At 48.7% G+C, this 23423-nt stretch carries 21 protein-coding genes; 1 reads left to right on the top strand and 20 read right to left on the bottom strand.

The features are described from left to right. The first annotated feature begins 61 nt into the window (after positions 1–61). Positions 62–316 (top strand): 30S ribosomal protein S20, encoded by a 255-nt coding sequence (gene rpsT / locus BMX58_RS08285; RefSeq protein WP_068623631.1) that lies wholly within the window; start codon positions 62–64, stop codon positions 314–316. A 121-nt stretch (positions 317–437) separates the two neighbouring features. On the opposite strand, the gene holA is transcribed toward rpsT, so the two are convergent. The 20 genes from holA to BMX58_RS08185 all read right to left on the bottom strand — a co-directional run bounded on the left by holA (position 438) and on the right by BMX58_RS08185 (position 23423). Further along, positions 438–1472 (bottom strand): DNA polymerase III subunit delta, encoded by a 1035-nt coding sequence (gene holA, locus BMX58_RS08280; protein WP_084253971.1) that lies wholly within the window; start codon positions 1470–1472, stop codon positions 438–440. Between the two features lie 16 nt (positions 1473–1488). Further along, positions 1489–3693, bottom strand: coding sequence for a DNA internalization-related competence protein ComEC/Rec2 (locus tag BMX58_RS08275; protein WP_162268636.1), 2205 nt, complete (start codon positions 3691–3693; stop codon positions 1489–1491). Positions 3694–3830: 137 nt separating this feature from the next. Further along, a complete protein-coding gene (locus tag BMX58_RS08270; protein WP_068623635.1) occupies positions 3831–4340 on the bottom strand; it encodes a ComE operon protein 2 in 510 nt (169 codons plus the stop codon). A 62-nt stretch (positions 4341–4402) separates the two neighbouring features. Next, positions 4403–5107 carry a helix-hairpin-helix domain-containing protein gene (locus BMX58_RS08265; RefSeq protein ID WP_068623637.1) on the bottom strand — a complete coding sequence of 235 codons (705 nt, stop codon included), beginning with the start codon at positions 5105–5107 and terminating at the stop codon, positions 4403–4405. A gap of 165 nt (positions 5108–5272) precedes the next feature. Continuing rightward, a complete protein-coding gene (gene coaD / locus BMX58_RS08260; protein ID WP_068623639.1) occupies positions 5273–5779 on the bottom strand; it encodes a pantetheine-phosphate adenylyltransferase in 507 nt (168 codons plus the stop codon). A 4-nt stretch (positions 5780–5783) separates the two neighbouring features. Further along, a complete protein-coding gene (gene rsmD / locus BMX58_RS08255) occupies positions 5784–6350 on the bottom strand; it encodes a 16S rRNA (guanine(966)-N(2))-methyltransferase RsmD (RefSeq protein WP_068623641.1) in 567 nt (188 codons plus the stop codon). Between the two features lie 44 nt (positions 6351–6394). Next, positions 6395–6715, bottom strand: coding sequence for a YlbG family protein (locus BMX58_RS08250; RefSeq protein ID WP_068623642.1), 321 nt, complete (start codon positions 6713–6715; stop codon positions 6395–6397). A gap of 4 nt (positions 6716–6719) precedes the next feature. Further along, positions 6720–7163, bottom strand: a complete 444-nt coding sequence (locus BMX58_RS08245) for a YlbF/YmcA family competence regulator (protein ID WP_068623644.1) — start codon at positions 7161–7163, stop codon at positions 6720–6722. 91 nt (positions 7164–7254) lie between these two features. Then, on the bottom strand, positions 7255–8280 hold the full coding sequence (locus BMX58_RS08240) for a CAP-associated domain-containing protein (protein WP_068623646.1): 1026 nt from the start codon (positions 8278–8280) through the stop codon (positions 7255–7257). A 213-nt stretch (positions 8281–8493) separates the two neighbouring features. Continuing rightward, positions 8494–9672: a putative lipid II flippase FtsW gene (gene ftsW / locus BMX58_RS08235; protein ID WP_068623649.1), complete on the bottom strand. Its 1179-nt coding sequence runs from the start codon at positions 9670–9672 to the stop codon at positions 8494–8496. Between the two features lie 8 nt (positions 9673–9680). Next, positions 9681–9980, bottom strand: coding sequence for an Fpa/YlaN family protein (locus BMX58_RS08230; protein WP_068623651.1), 300 nt, complete (start codon positions 9978–9980; stop codon positions 9681–9683). Between the two features lie 250 nt (positions 9981–10230). Further along, positions 10231–12069, bottom strand: a complete 1839-nt coding sequence (gene typA / locus BMX58_RS08225) for a translational GTPase TypA (RefSeq protein WP_068623653.1) — start codon at positions 12067–12069, stop codon at positions 10231–10233. Between the two features lie 372 nt (positions 12070–12441). After that, positions 12442–13716, bottom strand: a complete 1275-nt coding sequence (gene icd / locus BMX58_RS08220) for an NADP-dependent isocitrate dehydrogenase (protein ID WP_068623655.1) — start codon at positions 13714–13716, stop codon at positions 12442–12444. Beyond that, positions 13713–14861, bottom strand: coding sequence for a citrate/2-methylcitrate synthase (locus BMX58_RS08215; RefSeq protein WP_068623657.1), 1149 nt, complete (start codon positions 14859–14861; stop codon positions 13713–13715). Before BMX58_RS08215 ends, icd begins: the two co-directional genes overlap by 4 nt. 52 nt (positions 14862–14913) lie before the next feature. Beyond that, the gene (gene acnA, locus BMX58_RS08210) at positions 14914–17625 is read right to left on the bottom strand and encodes an aconitate hydratase AcnA (RefSeq protein WP_068623659.1); all 2712 of its coding nucleotides are present in this window, start codon (positions 17623–17625) and stop codon (positions 14914–14916) included. 452 nt (positions 17626–18077) lie between these two features. Beyond that, a complete protein-coding gene (locus BMX58_RS08205) occupies positions 18078–18860 on the bottom strand; it encodes an inositol monophosphatase family protein (RefSeq protein WP_068623661.1) in 783 nt (260 codons plus the stop codon). 47 nt (positions 18861–18907) lie between these two features. Next, entirely contained in the window at positions 18908–19186 is a 279-nt protein-coding gene (locus tag BMX58_RS08200) for a UPF0223 family protein (protein WP_068623663.1), read from the bottom strand. Positions 19187–19288: 102 nt separating this feature from the next. Then, positions 19289–20695 carry a dihydrolipoyl dehydrogenase gene (gene lpdA, locus BMX58_RS08195; protein ID WP_068623665.1) on the bottom strand — a complete coding sequence of 469 codons (1407 nt, stop codon included), beginning with the start codon at positions 20693–20695 and terminating at the stop codon, positions 19289–19291. Between the two features lie 9 nt (positions 20696–20704). Continuing rightward, positions 20705–22339 carry a 2-oxo acid dehydrogenase subunit E2 gene (locus BMX58_RS08190; protein ID WP_068623667.1) on the bottom strand — a complete coding sequence of 545 codons (1635 nt, stop codon included), beginning with the start codon at positions 22337–22339 and terminating at the stop codon, positions 20705–20707. A gap of 106 nt (positions 22340–22445) precedes the next feature. After that, positions 22446–23423 (bottom strand): alpha-ketoacid dehydrogenase subunit beta, encoded by a 978-nt coding sequence (locus BMX58_RS08185; protein WP_068623669.1) that lies wholly within the window; start codon positions 23421–23423, stop codon positions 22446–22448.

The following is a 23423-nucleotide window of genomic DNA, read 5'->3' as shown; positions in this document are numbered from 1 at the left end:
ATATGGCATGTTGGCAAAACAGCCTAATAGTTATAGAAATACGGAAAGAGGGGTGAACCCAATGCCAAATATCGATTCAGCAATCAAACGTGTTCGTACTAGCGAAAAAGCTAACCTACAAAACAACGCTCAAAAGAGTGCTATGCGTTCAGCTATCAAAAAATTTGAAGCTGCAGTAGCAGAAGGCGCTGAAAATAGCGAAGAATTATTGAAAGCGGCAGTTAAATCTATCGATTCAGCAGCTTCTAAGAACTTAATTCATAAAAACAAAGCGTCTCGCGACATTTCTCGTTTAACTAAAAAATTAGCCAAATAATTTTTTCGGTTTAGGAGACTCCAAAACGCAAGGCCGAAGGCGGACCAGTTGAACTGGTCCGCCTTCGGCCTTTTTTGAATGGATGCAACTTGGCGGTGATCCGCTTTCCTTGCTGATGATTCTACTGTTTTGACATTGCGTTAGCGTACCGGATCAGAAACAATTCGAACTGGATTTCTTTCAAGCCCTGCCCTGTCTTCATGTTGTATTCCGTCTCGACCAGCCCTTTAAAGGCGTCCGCCAGCACTTTTTCGGAAAGATATTTCACTTGTTGAAAAGCCAATTTCACACGATAAGGATGGATCTTCAGTACTTTTGTGATGTCGGTTTGCTGATAGCCGTTCCTGGAAAGCAGCTTCACTTGCAGCAGCAGGCGGAATTGCCCGAGAAGAATCGCGTTTATTTTGATCGGTTCTTCTTTTTGGAGCAATAGATCCCGGTAAATCTGGATGGCTTGATAGGTGTTCTTGTTGAGAACCTGTGTCACCAATTCAAAAATGTTTTGTTCCAGATTTCGCGGAATCAGGTCACTCACCATCTGTCTGGTGATTTTCTTGTCTTCGGATCCGGCCAAAAACAGTTTAGGCAACTCCCTCATCCCACGTGACAGTTGATTTTCGATCCGTTCGTAAAACAATTCGAGCGCATCGCGGTTCATCTGGAATCCTTCGTTGCGGATCATATCCCCCAAAAATTTGCGGGCTTCCTTTTCTGCCAAAGGTGAAACGTCCACCGTGACTGCTTTTTTCCCCAAAATTTTCGTTAATTTTTTTCGGCTGTCTAATTTTTCATAAGGTGCAAAAATTGCTAATACCGTGGATTCTGAAGGATTCTCCAGATAGCTTTCCAACCAGCCAAGATCATGGTCGAGCCCATTTCTGGCTTTTTCGGCCGTCAGAAACAGCGGGTTTTCGATGATGACCAGACGCCTTTCCCCGAAAAACGGCAACGACTCCGCGTCTTCGAGCGCTCGATCCAAAGGGGTTTCATCCATATTGAAGATGCCGACATTCAACTCTTTGTCGGACTCGTCGACCACCGTGCGAAGGAGCAGTTGCTTCGCTTCCTCTATGAAAAAGTCTTCTTTGCCCAGAAATAGATAGATCGGGTGAAACTGACCTTTCTTTATCTTGGACATCTCTGTTGTATAATTCACGTTTGCACCATCTTCATTATTTATTTTTTTGTTGCTCCAAAACGATTCGCCATTCCGTTTCCCCTGATCCGTAGAGGAAGTGGACGGCTCCCTGTTGATCCGTACGGTATACGGGTATGTTACGCAATTCTAACCGTTCCAGGACCTCCGCTTCCGGATGGCCGTAGCGGTTGTTTTTTCCGGCGGATATCAAAGCGACCTTAGGCTGGAGTTGGTCCAAAAAACTTTCCGAGCTGGATGTCGCACTCCCATGGTGGCCGATTTTCAGAACATCGGTCTTCAGATTCGGATAGGTGTGCAGCAGCAATTCCTCGCCTTCCTCTCCGAGGTCGCCGGTGAACAGCCAGTCCAATCCGCCTATGGCCGCATGGATGATCAACGAGTCCTCATTTCCGCCTGCTCCGGGCGATAGAGGCGCCAGTATGCGAAAAACCATATCAGCCGAAATGGGCAAATCAACTCTTCCCAGGACGGGATATATGCCTACGCGCTTCTCTTTTTGCATTTCAAGCAGCACGGCAGCAAACTCCTCATTGCCTTCCGCCCCTTTAGGAAAATAGACTGAAGCGATCGGCAATCCTTCCGCCAGTTCCCGCAGCGAGCCGACATGATCCTGATCGGCATGCGTCAGAAACACCATATCCAATTTTCTAACGCCTTCCGCTTTTATGGCCATGACGAGTTTTTTGCCAGCAGTGGCGGACGTTTCTCGGACCTGCCAAGCTTCTTTTTCAAAAGCGATCATGCCGCCTGTATCTATCAGCACGGCGCGATGATGAAAAGGCGTTATGATCAGGATGGCATCCCCCTGTCCCACATCGACCATGACCACTTTGCCGGCAGGGGACAACTGAGGAGAGAAGGCAAACAATCCGATGGCCGCTATCAGAAAACCAAGCACGCGGTTGTCCTTTTGTTTCTTTTCAATGTTCAACAGTAGCATTGCCACTGCTGCTCCGACCAACGCAAAATAAAAGGCATGCGGCCTCCCGGTTACGAGGGCAGCAAAATCCAGATCCGCAGCTGTTCCCGCGAAAATTTCCAATGCGGAGAGTAACTTATCCGAAACCGAGCAGAACAAACCCAAGAGCGGATTTCGAGGAGATACGAGCACCAACAAGAACAACGTCCAAAACAGCGGAAAAAGCAACCAGGAAAAAAAGAACGAAAAAATCACATTCATAAAAATCCCGAGCCACGACACTTCAAAAAAATGATAGGCGACAACAGGAAAGGATGCGATTGTCATGAGCGCCGTCAAGCAGATATCCTTCAGGAACCCGTTCATTTTCCATTCTGCGCTCACGGGAGCGATAAAGTACAGCAACGCCGCCAAAAGATAGCTCAGTTGAAAACTTGCCGAATAGATCAGCAACGGATTGTACAATACCGTGATCAATACCGTCAGCGCAAAGGCATCCTTCGCTTCGACGGGCCGGCCGAAGATCCTCCCGATCAAAAGGATAAAATGAGTGCAGATAGCGCGAAAAACACCGATTCCCCATCCGGTCAGCACCCCATAACCGACCAGAAACACTACCAAAAGTTTGTTTGTGGTCTCATGGCTGACTCTCATCCGCAGCAGTAAAAAGCGCACTTGAGCCAACAATAATTGGATATGCATGCCGGAGATGGAGAACAGATGCAACAAACCGATTCCGCGGTAGCTGTCCAATGTCTCTCCTGCAATGGCGTGCGCTTGGTTGAAAAGCATGGTCTGAATGTAGTCGGTCGTTTGCCCAGCCGGCAGTTGCTCCAGCATCAAAATGATGGCTCTTCTGATGCTGCCAAGCCAGGCCAAGGCAGAGCGGTCCTCACGCTGGAATTGCAGTGCATCGATAGTGGCTACCCAATGGATATCCTTCCTGGCCAGATACTCTTTGAAATCGAATTGGTGAAGATTCCGCTCAGCCTCAGGCGCCTCCAGTTCGACCTCAGCGGCAAAATATCGCCCTGACCGTTGCTGTTCCCAGCTTATCTTTTCTTCTTCCGTTTTGATTGTGTAATAGAAGTATACGCGTTCTTCCTTGCCTCCCATGCGAAGCAAAGCTTCCCCGGACAGGAGGTCGCCGTTGATCCGCACGTCATTCGGGTCCAACCGCAATACCGCGCTCTGGCCTGCCTCCGCTTCCTGCAAGCTGAACTCGGAACCGCCTGACCAATTGTGAACGTGCAGACTCAACAGACTTGCAGCGACCACTGCGGCGGCAACAACATTCAAACTCCTGGATTGCATCAAGAAAAGACGCAGCAAAACGGCACCCAAAAGTGCCCACGCAAAGAAATTGGCTCTGTCAAACCAAATTACGGTTATCGGGAAGACGAGCAAGGCCGGCAGAAGCAGATAGCCTTTAATGGTCAGTCATGCTGATGGCCGCAACAGGCAGCAGAACCATCATGCGATTGTTCTTTTCGTTTCAGTAACAGGGAAAAGTAATCCGGATCGAGGGGGACTTGTTCATACGGAATGTCCATTGTATCCAAAAGGTGGATCGCGTAGGAGTCATTATGATAATCTTCCAAATAGTAGATTTTCTTGATTCCGGCCTGCAAAATCATTTTCGTGCACTGCAGACAAGGGAAGTGAGTCACATATATTTCCGCATCCTGCGTCTGGGCTCCAAATTTGGCGCACTGCAGGATTGCATTCATTTCCGCGTGGATGGTGCGGACGCAGTGACCGTTCACGACGTAGCAGCCCTCATCGATGCAGTGGACATCACCGGAAACACTCCCGTTGTATCCCCCGGCAATGATGCGTTTGTCTCTGACGATCGTGGCACCGACCTCCAAACGTTTGCAGGTGCTCCGTAACGAGAGCAACACGCTCTGTGCCATAAAATATTGATTCCAAGGAATTCTTTCCATGCAACTAACCTCCATCCATATATGAAATAAGTATACAAGAGCTGTCCGATTGATTCAATTTTTTATTTTGCCCCGACCGTGATTGTGTCTTTAAACCCCTCGAAGGTTTTTTCACCGATTCCTGAAACTCCCATTATTTCCTCGATCGTCTGGAAAGAGCCGTTCTCTTCACGATAAGCGATGATGAGCGCAGCTTTTTTTTCACCGATTCCTGTCAAAGTTTGCAGCAGCGCGGCATCGGCTGTATTGATGTCCACTTTGTCGCCTTCGCCGGACGCTTGGCTTTCGCTTACTGCTTCATTCGAGCTGTTTTCGGGCGCCGGAAGAGGAGCAGTGGTCTCTTCACCGATGGCCGGTATGTAAATCACCATCTGGTCCGTCACGCGCTGCGCCAGATTCACCTTATCCGGATCTGCTGATTCGCCCAAACCGCCCGCCAAATCAATGATGTCCATTACGCGCATATCCGGCTCGGCCCGGTATACGCCAGGTTTATTCACAGCGCCTTTGATGTCGATAATGATGATTTCTTCAGTAAGATCAGTCTCCTCCGATTGCGGCGGTGCGCTTGATTCAACCGGAGCCGATGCCAGGTAAGTTTCATCCAGCACCAATCCATCTGTTCCGGCTTCAAGCGCATCGCCATCCATCCCGGCGCCTGTCCAAAAAAACCAAAAAAAGCCTGTCGTCATCACCACCAACAAAGCGGCAAACCCGATTGCTGCCTGTTTATGACAGGCAACCCACTCACGTATATCCTCCATCATCCTATCCGCCCCACCCTTCGCCTCCATTGACAACATCCGCAAACGGAAACAAAAAAATTCTCGCTTCCGCAACAAGTCACCTTGGGGTGCGCTAAATAGGAAAAAGGCCGGGAAAGGAACCGATGGTCCTTGCCCAACCTTATGCAACTTTCTGATTTTATTCGGCTATTTCGGAGCTTTGAATGCGCTGCCCGCAAACTTCTTGACGATGGCCGCGTTGATGTTGGCCGGAACCAAAGAAGAGACATCCCCGCCGAACATCGCGACTTCTTTGATAAGACTGGAACTGAGGTACCGATAATTTTCCGACGACAGCAAGATCACCGTCTCCAGGTCCGGAGCCTGCAGTTTGTTCATCGAAGCAATGCTGTGTTCATACTCGAAGTCCTTCACATTGCGGATGCCGCGCAGCAGGGCGCAGGCGCCAACATCCCGGGCCATTTGGATCGTAAGCCCACCGGTATGGCGGATGACGCGGACTTGCGGAAAATCCCGCAAAGCTTCAGCGACCAACTGGATTCTTTGCTCTCCATCGAATAAAGACTGCTTGGATGTGTTGGTCGACACGGCGACAACAATTTCGTCGAACACGATGGCTGCGCGGGCGATCGTATCGATGTGTCCATTTGTCAACGGGTCAAAACTACCGGCAAAGAGCGCTGTTTTTTTCATGGAATCATCCTTCCTGGTAATAGTCGAACATTTCGATGGCGATGGTTCCGTAAACGGCGCGCTTCCACTTTTCGTAAGGCCCGATCCGTTCCGGCAAGGTGTTTTCTTTTGCCATTTCGCAGACGAACAGCGTTTTTTCGTTCACCAACCGCAAGGTGATCATCTCGGTGATATCGGCCACTGTTTTTTCTTCGGCATAAGGCGGATCAAGAAATACCAAAGAAAATTGCGTGCCCGGATTTTCCGAGGCAAAAACGCGAAGGTTTTTCCGTGCATCGCCTGCATAAACGGCGAATTTCCCCTCTTCCTTCGTCACAGCAATGTTTTCCTTGATTGTATCCAAAGCTTTCCGGTTCCTTTCGAACAGCACGGCCTTGTCGATGCCCCGGGAAACCGCTTCGATCGACAGGCCGCCGCTGCCCGCGAACATATCCAAGCTTACTCCCCCGTCGAAAAACGGGCCGATGATGTTGAATAAGGACTCTTTGACCTTATCCGTTGTCGGGCGTGTGTTGCTTCCGGGAACGCTTTTCAACCGGCGCCCCTTGTATTCTCCTGCGATAACGCGCATATGTCCTCACCTACAAACAAATATTTTTTATTTCGGAATGCCCCTTAAAAAGAATAGGTCTTCGTTTCAAAGGCGGATTCATTGTATTCCGCTTCAGTGTCATCGCGCTCCTTCTTCCCAGGAAGAGCATTCTTCAGTGTCATATCGATCTCAGGCCGATGCGACAATTCCACCTTGCGCACAAAATGCAGACTGTTCAATTTTTCGGCGGTGGCCTCAGCCTCTTCCTGATCGACATACAACAGGATGTACTTCATCCTGTTGGAGACATAATGGATGTACCCGTATCTTTTCAAATTTTTGATTTGCCTTAAGGTATAGACCCAGACAACGATGCCTTGCCTTTTGGTAACTTCTAAACTCATCTGCTTACCCCCTACTGGAAATGTGTATCTGGCATGCTGCGGGCAAAGTCGAATCCCCCGATTGAAAGAAAGGATCCCCTGCAGAAACCAATATATCTGGTGAAACGGCATGCGCCAATCTTTCAGAAACCCCATCCAAAAGCAACTGCAATTCACGTTCCGCTGCCCGGAAGCGGTAGACCGATTCGTCCAAGTCCATCAGCCTCTTCGCTTGGTACACCCGTTGTCTGAGTTCCTGATAATCCGGCGCAAAGTCAGGATAGGCTTCCACCCTTTCATATGCCTCTTTCGCTTCATTGAAGACTTTTATCTTGGCTTTTGCCACATCATCCTGTGCCAAGTGGCGCTTCGCTTCCTTGTAGGCTGTCATCTCCTGCCCGTTGCAGATTGCTTCCACCAGTCGGAGCGTTTGGTCTTCCAGCGCAAAATACTCTTCATTAATGATCATTTTAATCCCCTGCCTCGTATCTGTGGATGACGTCCTCTTGTAGTATAGCTTGAATCAACAAACGACTCAACCGTTTTTGTCGGCACTTCACCTATTCCCCGAAAAGGACCAACTGGTAATGATCATTGCCCGCGACGGCATATTGCGTCAAATAGTCGGCAAAAAGAACCTCGATATCCAGCTGCTTCAGGAAGAACGTTGGGACGCTATAGCAATCATCATCAAAAAAATAGGCCGTTCTGGTATCGGGTGCCACTTCCGCTAATTTTTTCGCAATGCGTTGATCGCTTAAGGTGAATGTCGCAGTGAAGTCATTGATGTCGTCTTCGGACGGAATCAGCTCCCCTGCGGCTGTCTTCAGCGCTTCCGATTCCTGGAGGAGCGGCAAGCCTCGGCGTTCCCTGAGGATGCTCACGATGCTTTTCATTTGCTGGATATTTTCCTCATCTGCGGCCGCATCCCGTTCCCAGTCATCCTGGCCGTTTTCATAGGCTGTTTCTGAAACAACCGGATAATAGCCCAGGTCCAATAAGGCTTCATTCGAGAGGAAATACATCCCATACACCGTTTTTGTCCCCGCATCGAACAGCAGAATCACAAAACTGTTGTTCTCAAACTGGATCAACGGGGTCCGCTCTTTTTGTTCTTTCGACAGAGCCAGCGCGTACGTCGTGTCGCCGGCTGCGAGTTCAAAATTCCTTGCCAAATAACCTTCTTCAAGCACATTTTCCTGCGTCATGCCGATCGTATACATGCCCGCTTCGATTTTGTTGCCAAGGATATAAAGAGACTGGATGCGGTCATCCTTGACGCCTATCTGGATATAGTCAGCTGAGGTCGTCCCGAACGTCCACCACTCACTGTCCCCGTAGGCTTTGCCGATGCGTACCGGCTCCCCATGTTTTGCCGTATAGGCGGAGATGGGCTGACCGATGTAGGATTCATAGCCCGTCACCGGCAATGGGTAACCCGCATTTTCATCGAAGTCCGTTTGCTCATGCCTTACTGCTTCCGGAGGCGGCACAGCGCGTTCAGCCTTGTCACCAAAGAGCGGATGCGCATAGGCTATGAAAATGAATAAGACGAACAGAGACGCTACTTTTATTGAAAATTTCATTTTTTGCCTGCCCTCCATACCGTTTTCGTCTTTGCTGCGGCCTCGGCGGCCTGCTGCGATACCTATCATTATACTCTATCGGGGCAGAATTCGAGAAATTTTCTGGCGCTTCCGCTCCCTGCCAAAACAAGCGCAAACGCGGTGCGCCATCTGAACAGTGCCTGCCGTTCGAGTCCAAGCAATGATTCAAAAAAAGAGCTGGAAGCCAGCTCTTTACTTGGGTTGTTTGGGTTGCTTGGCGATTTGATCATTGATATGCATATTGTTGACCAAACCGATCGAAACGGCCGATACCAGCAGACTGGATCCTCCATAACTGACGAAAGGGAAAGTGACTCCGGTCAAGGGCATCAAGCCGGTTGCCCCCCCGACATTGATGACTCCTTGGACGAGAAACATGGTCCCGATCCCCACACACACGAGTTGTGCGAACGGATCCTTCATTTTGATCGCGTTCCGGAAAATGCGATAGACCATATAGAAAAACAGGATCAGAACGAAAGCGATGCCCATCAGCCCCAGCTCTTCCCCGACGATGGACAAGATGAAATCGGTGTGCGGCTCGGGCAGATAGCCGGACTTTTGGATGCTCTCCCCGATCCCTACGCCGAAAAGGCCGCCTCTGCTCAAGGCGTAATACGAATTCACTACCTGGTACCCGGAATCCTGTATGTCGGCAAACGGATCGATGAAGGAAGTGATCCTTTCCATCTGGTAGGACTGCATGAAAGGAATACTGCTGCCGAACGTTTTCACCATGATGATGACAAGACCGTAAAGCGCTCCGATAGCACCAAATGTCACGATGCCGTACTTGGCTTTGACGCCGCTGTGGAGGAACATGACCAGGCAGATGAATGCAATGATGGCTGCCCCGCCGAGATCAGGCTGCAAAAAGACCATCGCCACTGCTGCTGCCGTGATCGCCAGCGGTTTCTTCATAGTATCATAAAAAACGGCGTCGATCCGGTTTTGGTGCTTGGAAATGAACCAGGCCAGATAAAGGATGAGATTCAATTTCATGAACTCGGCTGGTTGGAATCCAAAAGATCCGATGTAGATCCATCCGCGCGCACCTTTCGTTGCGGTGCCCGGCCAAAGCAGAAGATAGGCCAGGATACCGAAAAGACCCAGCATAACGAACATCAGTAATTTTTCATCTTTGAACAGGCGCTTGGACAGGAACGAAACGATGAGCGCACCCAGCAAACCCAAGGTGGTGAAAATAATTTGCCTGTAAAAAAAATATTCTGAATTGTTGTAATCCGTCATGGCACGATAGCTGCTGGAGCTGTAGACCATCAGTATCCCGAAGCCGGACAGGATGATGTAGGGGATCAATAGGCGCCAATCCATGAATGAGAATTTTTTCTTGATCGCATTTTTTATCATGTAGGCAACTAAACCCCTTTGTCGGCGGAATCGTTTTTCGATTGGTCGAAATAGTTATTGTACATGGCGTTCAAAGAAGTCTCAAGATCGCTCAGGATCTTGTGTCCTTCCTCTTTCGAAATGATCTGCAGTTTTACCGCATAATCGACTTCCCGGGAGAACCCGTACATTTGTGTATCCACCACATCCTCGAAAGCCGGACAGTTCGCGAAGCAGAGGTGTTCTTTTTGACTGTTGATCAGTTTATATATCTTTTCGGCATCTTGCATCAAGATTTCCAAAGCAGTTGTTTTATTGATGGTATCCATTTCAATTCCTCCCCTCAAAAGGCAATTCATTATCCGATGAACCAGCTCCGCAGTTTTTGCGGTCAATACAAAACTCGTTCAAGTTTATTATACCAGACAAATAGGCTGGCGCCTACAGCCTTTCCTTTCCGGCCTGATCCGTGGGCACACGCTTTGCTCGTTTGTCGAGGCACGGCATTTTGTCCGACCGGAAAGAAAAAAGGCCCAAGGCAATGGGTGCCGTGGACCTTTTCCAGAACTGTCAGTCGGATTATTCTGCTTTTTTCTTGCGTTTGGCAGCTTTTTCGCGCTCGTTTTTGTCCAGGATCTGCTTGCGCAGGCGTACGCTTTCTGGAGTTACTTCGCAGTATTCGTCTTCTCCCATGAATTCAAGCGATTCTTCCAGCGTCAATGTGCGCGGACGTTTGATTACGTTCGTGGAATCTTTCGTTGCGGAACGGATATTCGTCATTTGTTTCGCTTTCGTGATGTTGACTGCGATGTCATTGTCACGTGCGTTTTCACCGACGATCATCCCTTCATAGATTTCCACACCCGGCTCGATGAAGATCGTTCCGCGGTCTTCGACGCCCATGATGCCGTAAGTCGTCGATTTGCCTGTCTCAGTCGAGACGAGCGCGCCCTTGCTGCGTCCGCCGATTTTGCCCGGCAATTCCGGCAGGTATGCCTCGAAAGTGTGGGCCAGGATGCCGTAACCGCGTGTGATGGACAAGAACTCAGTTGAATAGCCGATCAAGCCGCGGGAAGGCACCAAGAAGATGATCCGGACTTGGCCATTGCCGCTGTTTTGCATATCCTGCATTTCGGCTTTGCGTTGGCTGATCGTTTCGATTACCGATCCCATATATTCTTCAGGAGTATCGATCTGTACGCGTTCGAACGGTTCACATCTCACGCCATCAATTTCTTTGATGATAACTTCAGGACGGGATACTTGCAGCTCATAGCCTTCACGACGCATGTTCTCGATCAGGACGGACAAGTGCAGTTCTCCACGGCCGGATACGATCCACGCGTCCGGAGAATCGGTAGGTTCCACGCGCAACGATACATCCGTCTGCAGCTGTCTCATCAGACGCTCTTCGATTTTGCGGGAAGTGACCCATTTGCCTTCACGGCCGGCAAACGGCGAGTTGTTCGTCAGGAATGTCATTTGCAGCGTCGGCTCATCAATGTGCAGCACCGGCAACGCTTCTTGGTGGTCGACAGGCGTCACAGTTTCGCCGACAAAGATATCCTCCATACCGGAAACCGCAATCAGATCGCCTGCGACGGCTTGGTCGATCTCAAGACGCTCCAAGCCGAAGAAACCGAACAGCTTCGTTACACGGAAGTTCTTCACGGAACCGTCCAGTTTCAGCAAGGATACTTGGTCGCCGACTTTGATTGTGCCGCGGAATACACGGCCGATACCGATACGGCCGACGAAATCGTTGTAATCCAACAGAGCAACCTGGAATTGCAATGGCTCAGCTGAGTTGTCCACAGGGCCCGGAATATGTTCGATGATCGTATCGAAGACGTGATCCATTGTTTTTTCTTGGTCGCTAGGATCATCAGATAAGCTCGATGTCCCGTTGATTGCCGAAGCATAGACAACCGGGAATTCCAATTGTTCATCATCAGCACCCAATTCGATGAACAGTTCCAGAACTTCATCCACAACTTCTTGCGGTCTTGCAGTCGGTTTGTCGATCTTGTTGACGACAACAATCGGTGTCAATTTTTGTTCAAGTGCTTTTTTCAATACGAAACGAGTCTGTGGCATTGTTCCTTCATAGGCATCAACAACAAGTACAACCCCGTCAACCATGCGCATGATCCGCTCTACTTCTCCACCGAAGTCCGCGTGTCCTGGCGTATCCATGATGTTGACACGAGTGCCTTTATAGTCAACAGCTGTATTTTTTGCCAAGATTGTGATTCCGCGTTCTTTTTCGATGTCGTTCGAGTCCATAGCGCGTTCCGCTAATTCGGTGCGCTCGTTCAATGTGCTTGATTGTTTTAAAAGTTCGTCTACTAATGTTGTTTTACCATGGTCAACGTGGGCGATGATTGCAACATTACGAATATCTTTCCTAAATTCCATTTGTTGTTTTCCTCCAAATTTTTTAATTGTGTTGCTTTGCTTTATGATATGCCAACTTTTGCTACTATTATATAGTCGATCACAATTCTGAATTTGAACTTCCCATCAATCCCCAGCATCCACCCAGGTGAAAACACGCTGAAAACTCATGAAGACAACTATCAACTTGTCCAGTCTATCACCTCCGAACCCATTTGGAAAGAAAAAAGTTAAATGTAACGGCTTTCTTGAAAAACTTTTTCCATCTGGTGCCGTTCCGAATCGCGCCGCTGACAAGACGCACAACCGGACGTGCGGATCCACACCCGTCAAGCACCCGCAAAAAGAGGCATAATCCGCAATGATTATGCCTCTGATCCCTTGCATTTTTGCTTACATGTTTTTGATGATCAATTCTGCGAATCCGGAGCAGCTGACTTTCTGGGCCGCTTCATCATCCATCAGATCATAGAAATCGCGTGTGACCGTTTTGTTCGCGATCGTCTTTTCGATACCGCTTATGATCAGTTGGCCGACTTCGTTCCAGCCGATGTAATCGAACATCATGGCACCGGACAACAACACCGAAGAAGGATTCAGTTCATCCAAGCCGGCGAATTCCGGCGCAGTGCCATGCGTAGCTTCGAAGATGGCATGTCCGGTATCCGGATTGATGTTTCCTCCCGGAGCAATCCCGATTCCGCCGACCTGGGCAGCCAAAGCATCGGAAATGTAGTCCCCATTCAGATTCAATGTCGCGATGACATCGTATTTCTCAGGGTTCATCAAAATTTCCTGAAGGAAGATGTCGGCAATCCGGTCCTTGATGATCAATTTACCGGCTGCAACAGCCTCTTCATAGGCTTTATCCGCAGCAGCTCTGCCATCCGCAGCCTTGACGGCATCGTATTGGCCCCAAGTGAAGACCCTATCCCCGAATTCCCGCTCAGCCAGGGCGTATCCCCATTTCTTGAAACCGCCCTCGGTGAACTTCATGATATTGCCTTTGTGGACCAAGGTAACGGAAGTGCGCCCGTTTTCGAACGCATATTCGATTGCGCTGCGGATCAAACGCTCCGAACCTTCTATCGAAACCGGCTTGACACCGATTGCGGAAGTTTCAGGGAATCGGATTTTGTTCACGCCGAATTGGGTCTGCAATATCTCAATGATCCGTTTTGCCTCTTCGCTTTGCGCTTCGAATTCGATTCCGGCATAGCAATCTTCGGTATTTTCGCGGAAGATTACCATATCGGTCTTTTCAGGCTCTTTCAGCGGAGACGGCACGCCGTCGAAATAACGGACAGGGCGTTGGCAGACGTAAAGGTCCAAAGTCTGGCGCAAAGCAACGTTCAGCGAGCGGATCCCTCCGCCGATCGGAGTCGTCAATGGCCCTTTGATGGCCACCAGGTGCTCACGGATCACATCCATCGTTTCATCGGGCAGCCAAGACCCTGTCAGGTCGAAAGCTTTCCCACCTGCCAGAACCTCTTTCCAAACGACTTTGCGGGAAGCACCGTACGCTTTCTCAACAGCGGCCTCGAATACTTTTTTCGATGCTTGCCAAATTTCCGGGCCGATGCCGTCCCCTTCAATGAAAGGGATGATCGGAAAATCCGGAACCTGCAAACCAACTTCATTCATAACAATTTTTTCGCCAAGTGTCATAACGTATTACCTCCAATAGTTTCCTTTTCAGATATAGGCATGTAGGTCAGATTCACGGGTCCCACGTATTTAGAACGTGGCCGGATCAAAGTAGCTTCATGCTTTTGCTCGAACACATGGCCTAACCACCCGGAGACGCGGCTCATCGCAAACAGCAGTGTGAAGAGATCGTGTTCGATTCCGAAGCAGTGATAGACGGTGGCCGAATAGAAGTCCACATTCGGAATCAAGCCTTTTTCTCGCAAGAGATAGTCTTCCACTTCACAGGAAAGGTTGTACAAGTCTTCCTTGCCGAATTCTTGGGTCAATTCCTTCGCCATGCGTTTCAAATGTTTTTTGCGGGGATCTTCGGTTTTGTAGACACGGTGGCCGAATCCCATGATTTTTTCTTTATTGTCCAGCTTTGATTTCAGGTAACTTGCGACATCTCTGGTGTCCGATTCAGCGATTTCCGAAAGCATATCGAATACGCGTTCATTGGCTCCGCCGTGCAAAGGCCCTTTTAAGGCTCCTATTGCACCCGTGATGCAGGAATAGACATCCGTCATGGTGGAAGCAGCGACTCTGGCTGTGAATGTCGAGGCATTCAGATCGTGATCGGCATGGAGTACCAAACAGTGATTATACGCTCTGACCAGATCCGGATTTGCCTCTTCACCTGTCAACATATACAGGAAATTGGCTCCGAAAGAAAGGTCTTCGCGGGGCGCGATCGGATCCAAACCTTTGCGCAATCGGGCGAATGCAGCTACAATCGTCGGAATTTTTGCTTGTATCGAAATTGCCTGGATATATACAGAGCGCTCATCCATCTCCTCCGCATACGGATCGAACACACCCAGCAATGAGACCGTCGTGCGCAGGACACTCATCGGATGAAGATTCTGACGGCACTGTATCTTCAGGCAGGCAATCACACTTTCGGATAAAGCCATGTGTTTGTGCAGATCGTGCTGCAATTCCGCGAATTCTTCTCTGTTCGGCATTCTCGAATTCCACAACAAAAAGATGATTTCCTCAAATAATGCATCTTTTTCGACCAATTCGTCGATATTGTATCCCGAGAAGGATAACTGTCCCTCAACAATTGCGCTTAGGGAGGTTTCTGATACGACAACATCTGCTAATCCTTTATGTACTTCCATGATTTTTCTCTCCTTTCAAAAACCCCTCTTCGGCAATCGGGCGGCTTGCCGCTTAATAAGCAAGCCCCATTTTTTTACGGATGACCATCGGCAGGATGCCTCCGTTGCGGTAATAAGTCATGTCCACTTCTGAATCGAAGCGGGCGATAGTAGTAAAGCGGATTTCTTGGCCGTCCGCTTTCGTCGCTGTCACCGGCACTTCAGCATGAATGCCGACGCTGTCGTTCAAGTCGATCGTTATTTTTTCTGATCCATCCAAGCCCAGGCTTTCGGCGTTTTCGCCCGCTTTGTACTGTAGCGGCAGAACGCCCATCATCACCAGGTTGGAACGGTGGATCCGCTCGTAGCTTGTCGCGATGACCGCTTCGACGCCAAGCAGTTTGACACCCTTGGCAGCCCAGTCGCGCGATGAGCCCATTCCGTAGTCATCACCAGCGAGAATGATCAGGCCAGTACCGTTTTCGCGGTACTTCTCGGATGCTGCATAGATGCTCATCTCCTCGCCTGTCGGCCAGTAGATGGTGACGCCGCCCTCTTTGGCAGGAACCAGTTGGTTGCGGATACGGATATTCGCTAGCGTACCGCGCATCATCACTTCATGATTTCCGCGTCTTGCGCCGTATGAGTTGAAATCACGGACGCCCAAACCTTTCGACGACAGGTATTGTCCGGCTGGTGTATTGACGCCGATGCTTCCCGCTGGGGAAATGTGGTCGGTCGTAACCGAGTCACCGAATTTGCCCAAAACCGCCAATTCCTTCAAGGATTCGATCGCTTTTGGTTCCGGCGATAAATTGTTGAAGAATGGTGGATTCGCGATATAAGTGGATCCTTCTTCCCATTGGTACAACGCATCATCATTCGTTTCGATCGCATTCCACTCGGCATTGTCATCGAACACATGCAGATACTCTTCTTTGAATATCTCCGGGGTCACGAAATCACGGATCATCGCTTCGACAGTGTGTCTATCCGGCCACAGATCCGCCAAGTAGACCGGTTGGCCGTCTTTGCCGTTGCCGATCGGTTCGGATTTCAGATCGATGTTCATTGTACCCGCTAGGGCATAAGCGACGACCAATGGTGGTGAAGCCAGGTAGTTCGCTTTAACCAAAGCGTGGATGCGGCCTTCAAAGTTTCGGTTTCCGCTCAAAGCGCTCGAAACCAGTAAGTCGTTGTTTTTGATCGCTTCTTCGACTTCAGGCAATAGTGGTCCTGAATTCCCGATGCAGGTCGTACAGCCGTACCCGACAGTGTTGAAGCCCAGTTTTTCCATGTAAGGCAGCAATCCTGCGTTGTCCAAATAAGCAGTGACGACCTTGGATCCAGGTGCGAGTGAGGTCTTTACGTATTTCGGAACGTTCAGCCCCAGCTCCACTGCCCGTTTTGCCAACAATCCGGCACTCAGCATTACGTAAGGGTTTGATGTATTCGTACAGCTTGTGATGGCTGCGATGGCAACATCTCCGGCTTTCATTTTCACTTCTTCTCCATCAATCAAGAGAGAAACTTCTTTGTTCGTATCTTCTTCCGATAATCCGAATCCGGCATTGCCTTTTGGCGCGACCAAGGATCTTTGGAAATCTTCTTTCAGTTTTGAAACCGGCACAAGATCTTGAGGACGTTTCGGACCAGCCACATTGGCTTCGATTGTGCTCAAATCAATTTCAACAACGGTAGTGTATTCCGGTTCAGGATCTTCAACACTATAGTAAAGGTCATTGGCTTTGACGTATTGTTCCACGATAGCCACATGTTTTTCATCCCGTCCGGTCAGCGTCAAGTAGTTCAATACCTCATCATCAACCGGGAAGAATCCGCAGGTTGCGCCGTATTCAGGCGCCATGTTGGCGATAGTCGCACGGTCCGCCAAAGTCATGGAAGTCAACCCAGGACCGAAGAACTCGACAAATTTGCCGACAACTTTCATTTCGCGCAGGGTTTGCGTCACTTTCAAAGCTAAGTCAGTCGCTGTTGCCGCATCCTGAAGCGTGTTGATGAAGCGTACCCCTACAACTTCAGGAACCGGGAAGAATGAAGGTTCGCCCAACATGCTGGCTTCCGCTTCGATTCCGCCGACTCCCCAGCCCAATACGCCAAGCGCGTTTGCCATCGTCGTGTGCGAATCCGTTCCGACCAACGTGTCAGGGAAGACCAAGCTTTTGGTTTCGTTGATTGCCTTCTCCGTTACGACCGAAGCTAAGTATTCTATATTGACTTGATGCACAATCCCGGTAGCTGGAGGCACTGCGCGGTAATTGTCGAACGCTTTTTGCGCCCAGCTCAAAAATTGGTAACGCTCCTGGTTGCGCAAGAATTCCATCTTCATGTTCGCGATCAAAGCTTGCGGTGACCCGAAGTTATCGACTTGCACGGAGTGATCGATGACCAGATCAACAGGCACTTCCGGATTAATGAGAGCGGGATCGCCGCCTAAGTCGTGGACGGTTTTTCTCAAGGAAGCCAAATCCACCACTGCCGGAACTCCTGTAAAATCCTGCAGGATTACCCGGGAAGGCTTGAAAGGAATTTCTCCCTCGTTTGTTTCGGAGGCACTCCAGTTAGATAAGGTGACAACATGCTCTTCCTTGATTCCGCTTTCTCCCACTTGACGTAACAAAGACTCAAGCAGCACGCGGATCGAGAAAGGCATTTTAGCAATCTTGATTTTTTCATTATTTTCTAATTTTTTTAATTTATAGTATTCATATTGATGACCATCCAAACTAAAAGAAGCTATGGCATTTTGATTAAAATCCGACATTTTATAACCCCCATTTATCATCTGTTTCACATCCAACTCTTTGAATACGAAAATTATAACCATAATTTAATCAAATGTAAATGTTTTAAAGGAAAAAAATACCGCAATCGCGTGGAATCAATCGGAAAAACTTTACGCGCCCATGTCAGGTTTTTGATTAGAACGGATGAGAAAGGGACTTGAAATTAACCAAAAATGAGAAAGTCTCTTATCCAAGAAGAATTAAAAAGTCCTAATCACACTCATTTATTTATCATTTTTTAATATTGTTTCACATTTAGCCGTTTTAATCTGATCCCTTTTCTGAGAAAAAAATTTCCCCTCAACAAAATAGGTGATTAAAATAACCTCCGATTTCGCCTGTTCGTGTCAGATTTTCTGACACCTTTCGTTAACCGAAAAAAAATGAACAAAATACAAACTCTTGTATCCTGTCCACTCTAATAAATTGGTTATTCACCCATTCGCATGGTCTCGCTGATTTCCCGAAACGCATGCTCATTCGCAACGATGATCGCATTGTTCCCCAACAGATTCACTTTTTCTCCCGTAACTTGTCTATAGACCAAACCTACTTCTTCGGCAATAACCAACCCGGCAGCAACATCCCATGGAGCCAAGCTCGGAGCGATGTAAGCTATCAACTTGCCTGAGGCGACCCACGCTGTCTCCAGCCCGGCTGATCCATTCACACGCAACCCGCTGCTTTTTCTGGCGATCCGGCGAGCTTCTCCTGCATCCGCCATGACCAAACGGTTGCTTATCGCCACCAAACCTTCCGACAGCGGTTTGTTTTCGACCATCGGCAATCGGCGCTCATTACAGAAGGCACCATTATCGCGTATCGCAAAATAAAGCTCATCTCTGACAACATCATAAATATAACCCAATCGGCCGATGCCGTCTTCATAAACACCGATCATGATCGCAAATTCGGCTTGCTGCTTGATGAAATTGAGCGTTCCATCGATCGGGTCGATGATCCAGACAACACCTGACAAATCCTTCAGATCGTGCCCGATGCTCTCTTCCCCCAAAATACGCTCACCGGGGAAATGATTAGTGATTTTTTCGTACAGGAACACTTCAATTTCCCGGTCCATATTCGTCACCAGATCCGTCCGCGATGTCTTTTCGTCAATCTCAAGTTCCTCATGGAAGGAATCCCGAAGGATTGCTGCAGCTTCGTATAACCAGGACTTTATCAAGCGATCTCTATTACCGATCTGTTCCATCAAACCCTCATCTCCTCCAGCTTCCGCCGACAAGCGCAGAAATTTTCTTATCGCTGCCCCAGAAAAATTTTGCTTTTATCGCTGTTTTTGGCTTCCTGCAGCACTCTGTACAAGGAATACCCTGATTCTTTCTCAAACTGCTTGCTGTATTTCTTTTCCTGGCCGACAGAAGGCAGCACCGTCTTGAATTCCCGATAGGCTCTCATAAACTCTTCTTTACCGATTCCATTTTCATAAGCTTTCTCCATGGCATTCCACAGAGCGATGACTTTGATGATTTCCTCTTTGGACCATTCTGCTTCGAACGGATAGTCATAATGTTGCATGTTTTTCCCTCCATCTGATTCCTGTTTCTACTATATTATATAAGGCAAAAAAAAGAAAGAGAATCCGGATTCGGATTCTCTTTGCTTCTGACTGTTTTGAAATTAGATGTGGATCGGCATACCCAAAGCCAATTCGGCAGCATCCATGATTGTTTCGGATAACGAAGGATGCCCGTGGATGGTCAACGCGATATCTTCTGCATTCATTCCTGCTTCGATAGCCAAGCCTAGCTCTGCGATGATTTCGCTCGCGTTCACACCGGCAACTTGCGCACCGACAAGAACGTTGTCTTCTTTTGTAGTGACTAAGCGAACGAAGCCTTCAGTCTGGTTCAATGACAAAGCACGACCGTTACCGGATAACGGGAATTTCGAAGCTTTTACATCCAGGCCTTTTTCTTTCGCTTCAGCAGCAGTGAAGCCGATGGTAGCTAATTCAGGATCCGTAAAGGCAACTCCTGGCATAGCGCGGTAATCAACTGCGGCAGGATGTCCGGAAATCGCTTCAGCAGCAATTTTAGCTTCGTAGCTAGCTTTGTGAGCCAACGCAGCACCCGGAACGATATCGCCGATTGCAAAAATGTGTTTTACGTTTGTGCGGCCTTGATTGTCGACCTTAACCAAACCACGGTCAGTCATTTCAACTCCGACCACTTCAAGTCCTAGATCATCCGTGTTCGGACGGCGGCCTACAGTAACCATTACGTAGTCAGCCTCGATAACTTCTTCTTTGCCGTTCGCTTCATATTTGACGGTCACGCTGTCTCCGTTGTCGATGGCTTCTTTAGCCATTGCTTTCGTAACGACTGTGACGCCTTTTTCCTGGAAGGATTTCTCGACGAATTTGACCATATCTTTTTCGAAAGTCGGTAAAATTTGTGGAGATCCTTCAAGGATAGTCACTTCAGCGCCTAGGTTAGCGTATGCTCCGCCCAGTTCAGTGCCGATGACACCGCCACCGACGATGACCAGTTTTTTGGGAACTTCAGCCAAGTTCAATCCGCCAGTCGAATCGATGACGCGCCCGCCGAATTTGAAGCCTTTGATTTCGATCGGACGGCTGCCGGTTGCAATGATCGCATTTTTGAAAGTATACGTTTGGGCTGCATCTTCGGTGAAGACACGCAATGTTTCACTGTCATTGAAGAATGCATTTCCGCGGATGATTTCGACTTTGTTTTTCTTCAGCAAGTACTCGACACCGGAAGTCAATGTTTTGACGACTTTATTGTCTTTCCATTCTTGTGTTTTTGTGAAGTCAAGCTTCACGTTTTCAGTTGTGACACCGAAAATGGATGAATCCAAAGCTTCTTGGTAATGATGTCCAGCAGAAATCAATGCTTTTGAAGGGATGCAACCGACGTTCAAACAAACGCCTCCGATCCATTCTCTTTCGATGATGGCTACTTTTTGTCCTAATTGTGCAGCGCGGATGGCAGCTACATAGCCACCAGGTCCTGCTCCAACCACAACTGTATCTAATTCAACTGCGAAATCGCCTACTACCATTGTCTATCCTCACCCTTCCATTAATAATAATTCTGGATCAGCCAGTAATCTCTTGATGTTGTTCATAGCTTTTTGAGCTGTTGCGCCGTCAACGATACGGTGGTCGAAGCTTAATGATAGTTTCATTACGCGACCCACTGCCAATTCGCCTTCAGCGTTCACGATAGCTTGTTGCGCGATCGTGCCGACACCCAGGATGGCTACTTCAGGGTAGTTGATGACCGGTGTGAAGAATCCGCCGCCTACAGAACCGATGTTGCTGATTGTAACAGAGCCGTTTCTCATATCTGCAGCTGCCAGTTTGCCGTCATGTGCTTGCGCTGCCATGTTGTTGATTTCATCGGCAATTTTGAACATACCTTTAGCATCGGCATTCTTCACGTTCGGCACGTACAGTCCGTGGTCAGTGTCGGTTGCGATACCGATGTTGATGTAGTTTTTCAAGACGATTTCTTGAGTTGCGTCATCGATTGAAGCATTCAGGATAGGGAAATCGCGTACTGTTGCCGCCAAAGCCTTAACAACGTATGGCAAGAACGTAAGTTTCGTCCCTTGCGCTGCAGCAACATCCTTGAATTTTTTGCGGTGATCCCATAGTTTGGACACTTCAACTTCATCAAACAACGTTACGTGAGGCGCTGTATGCTTGCTGTTGACCATTGCTTTCGCAATCGCTTTTCTTGTCGGAGACATTTTCTCGCGCGTTTCCATTTCGCCCATATTTGAAGTGAATGGTTGAGCAGGCGCCGGAGCTTGAGCTGCAGCTGCTGCAGCAACCGGAGCTGCTTGGACTGCCGCTTGTGCCGAAGCTTGCGCTTGGACTGCAGGAGCCACGGCCGCTGCAGCAACCGGAGCTGCGCCGCCGAAGTTATCGATATCTTCTTTCAGTACACGGCCGCCCTTGCCTGTCGGCGTTACAGCTGTGATGTCGATGCCTTTTTCCCGTGCATATTGCCGAACGGATGGCATAGCCAAGACTTGTTTGTTAGGATTTGCAGCTGTTGGAACACCTGTTGCAACTGGTGCACTTGAAGCTGCTTGAGCTGGAGCAGCAACTGCTTTTGGAGCTGCCGCAGCCGGTCCATTATGCCCTGGCGCATCAATTTCGACCAAAACGTCACCGATGACAGCTACCGTTCCGACAGGCGCAACGATGCGCACTACTTTACCCGTAACCGGGGATGGGATTTCTTCAACGGATTTGTCGTTCTGAACTTCAACCAATGTATCATCTTCGTTGATTGTATCGCCTTCTTTGATAGGCCAAGAAACGATTTCGCCTTCCATGATGCCTTCACCTAATGCAGGCAATTTGAATTGGAACAAGCCGCCGGTCGATGCCGTTGGAGCGGTAACTGCCGCTGCCGCAGCGGGTGCAGGAGTAGCCGAACCTTCCTCTTCATGGCCAGGTGCGTCGATTTCCACCAATACATCGCCAATGACCGCCACTGTACCTACAGGAGCGACAATCTTCAGGACTTTCCCGGTTACTGGAGATGGGATTTCTTCGACGGATTTATCGTTTTGCACTTCTAATAATGTGTCATCTTCATTGATGGTGTCGCCTTCTTTTACTGACCAAGAAACGATTTCACCTTCCATGATACCTTCGCCTAGAGCAGGCAACTTGAATTTAAAAGACATTTTCCTAACTTCCCTTCGTTTGTCTATTTTTGGATTTCCGGCGCACAAAAGTGGACAAATACAATTCGGTTGGGTATGGAATTGTATTTGTCCAAACTTTCAGCTCTTAGAAATGATACGTTTCTCTTACTTTGTTTTCGATGTCGGTAGCATTCGGCAACCAAATGTTTTCCGCTTGACCGAATGGGAAGACAGTATCCGGAGCGGCCACGCGTCCGATAGGAGCTTCTAAAGACAATACTGCGCGTTCCGAAATTTCGGACATGACCATCGCGCCCACACCAGCTTGACGCTGTGCTTCTTGGACAACAACGACACGGCCTGTTTTTTCTACAGATGCAATGATTGTTTCGATATCAAGTGGTGCAACCGTACGCAAATCGATTACTTCTACAGAGATGCCTTCTTTTTCAAGCGTTTCTGCAGCTTTAACAGCTTCGCGAACCATTGCGCCGTAAGTGATGACGGATACGTCCGTTCCTTCTTTTGTGATGGCAGCTTTGCCGATCGGAACAGTGTATGCTTCTTCAGGAACTTCCTCACGGAATGAACGGTACAATTTCATGTGTTCCAAGAACACAACAGGATCATTGTCGCGGATAGCGGAAATCAACAGACCTTTTGCATCGTATGGATTTGAAGGGATGACCACTTTCAGACCTGGCGACTGGGTCATCAGACCTTCCAGGTTATCCGAGTGCAATTCCGGAGTATGCACCCCGCCACCGAAAGGAGAGCGGAACACGATCGGAAGGTTGCGTGTGCCGGCCATGCGGTAACGTGTACGCGCTGCTTGGGCTACCACTGTATCCATTACTTCGAATACGAAACCGAAGAATTGGATTTCCGGAACGGGACGGAACCCTTCCAGAGCCAAACCGAATGCCAAACCACCGATACCGGATTCAGCCAAAGGAGTATCAAACACGCGATCTTCACCAAATCTTTCTTGAAGTCCTTGTGTCGCACGGAATACACCGCCGTTTTTACCTACGTCTTCTCCGAAGATCAATACGTTAGGATCGTTTTCAAGTTCAATTGCAAGCGCATCAGTGATGGCTTGGATCATAGTTAATTGTGCCAT

Origin of the sequence: Trichococcus ilyis (assembly GCF_900109135.1) — a bacterium.
Lineage (GTDB): Bacteria > Bacillota > Bacilli > Lactobacillales > Aerococcaceae > Trichococcus > Trichococcus ilyis.
This window is presented reverse-complemented; position numbering and strand designations above follow the sequence as displayed.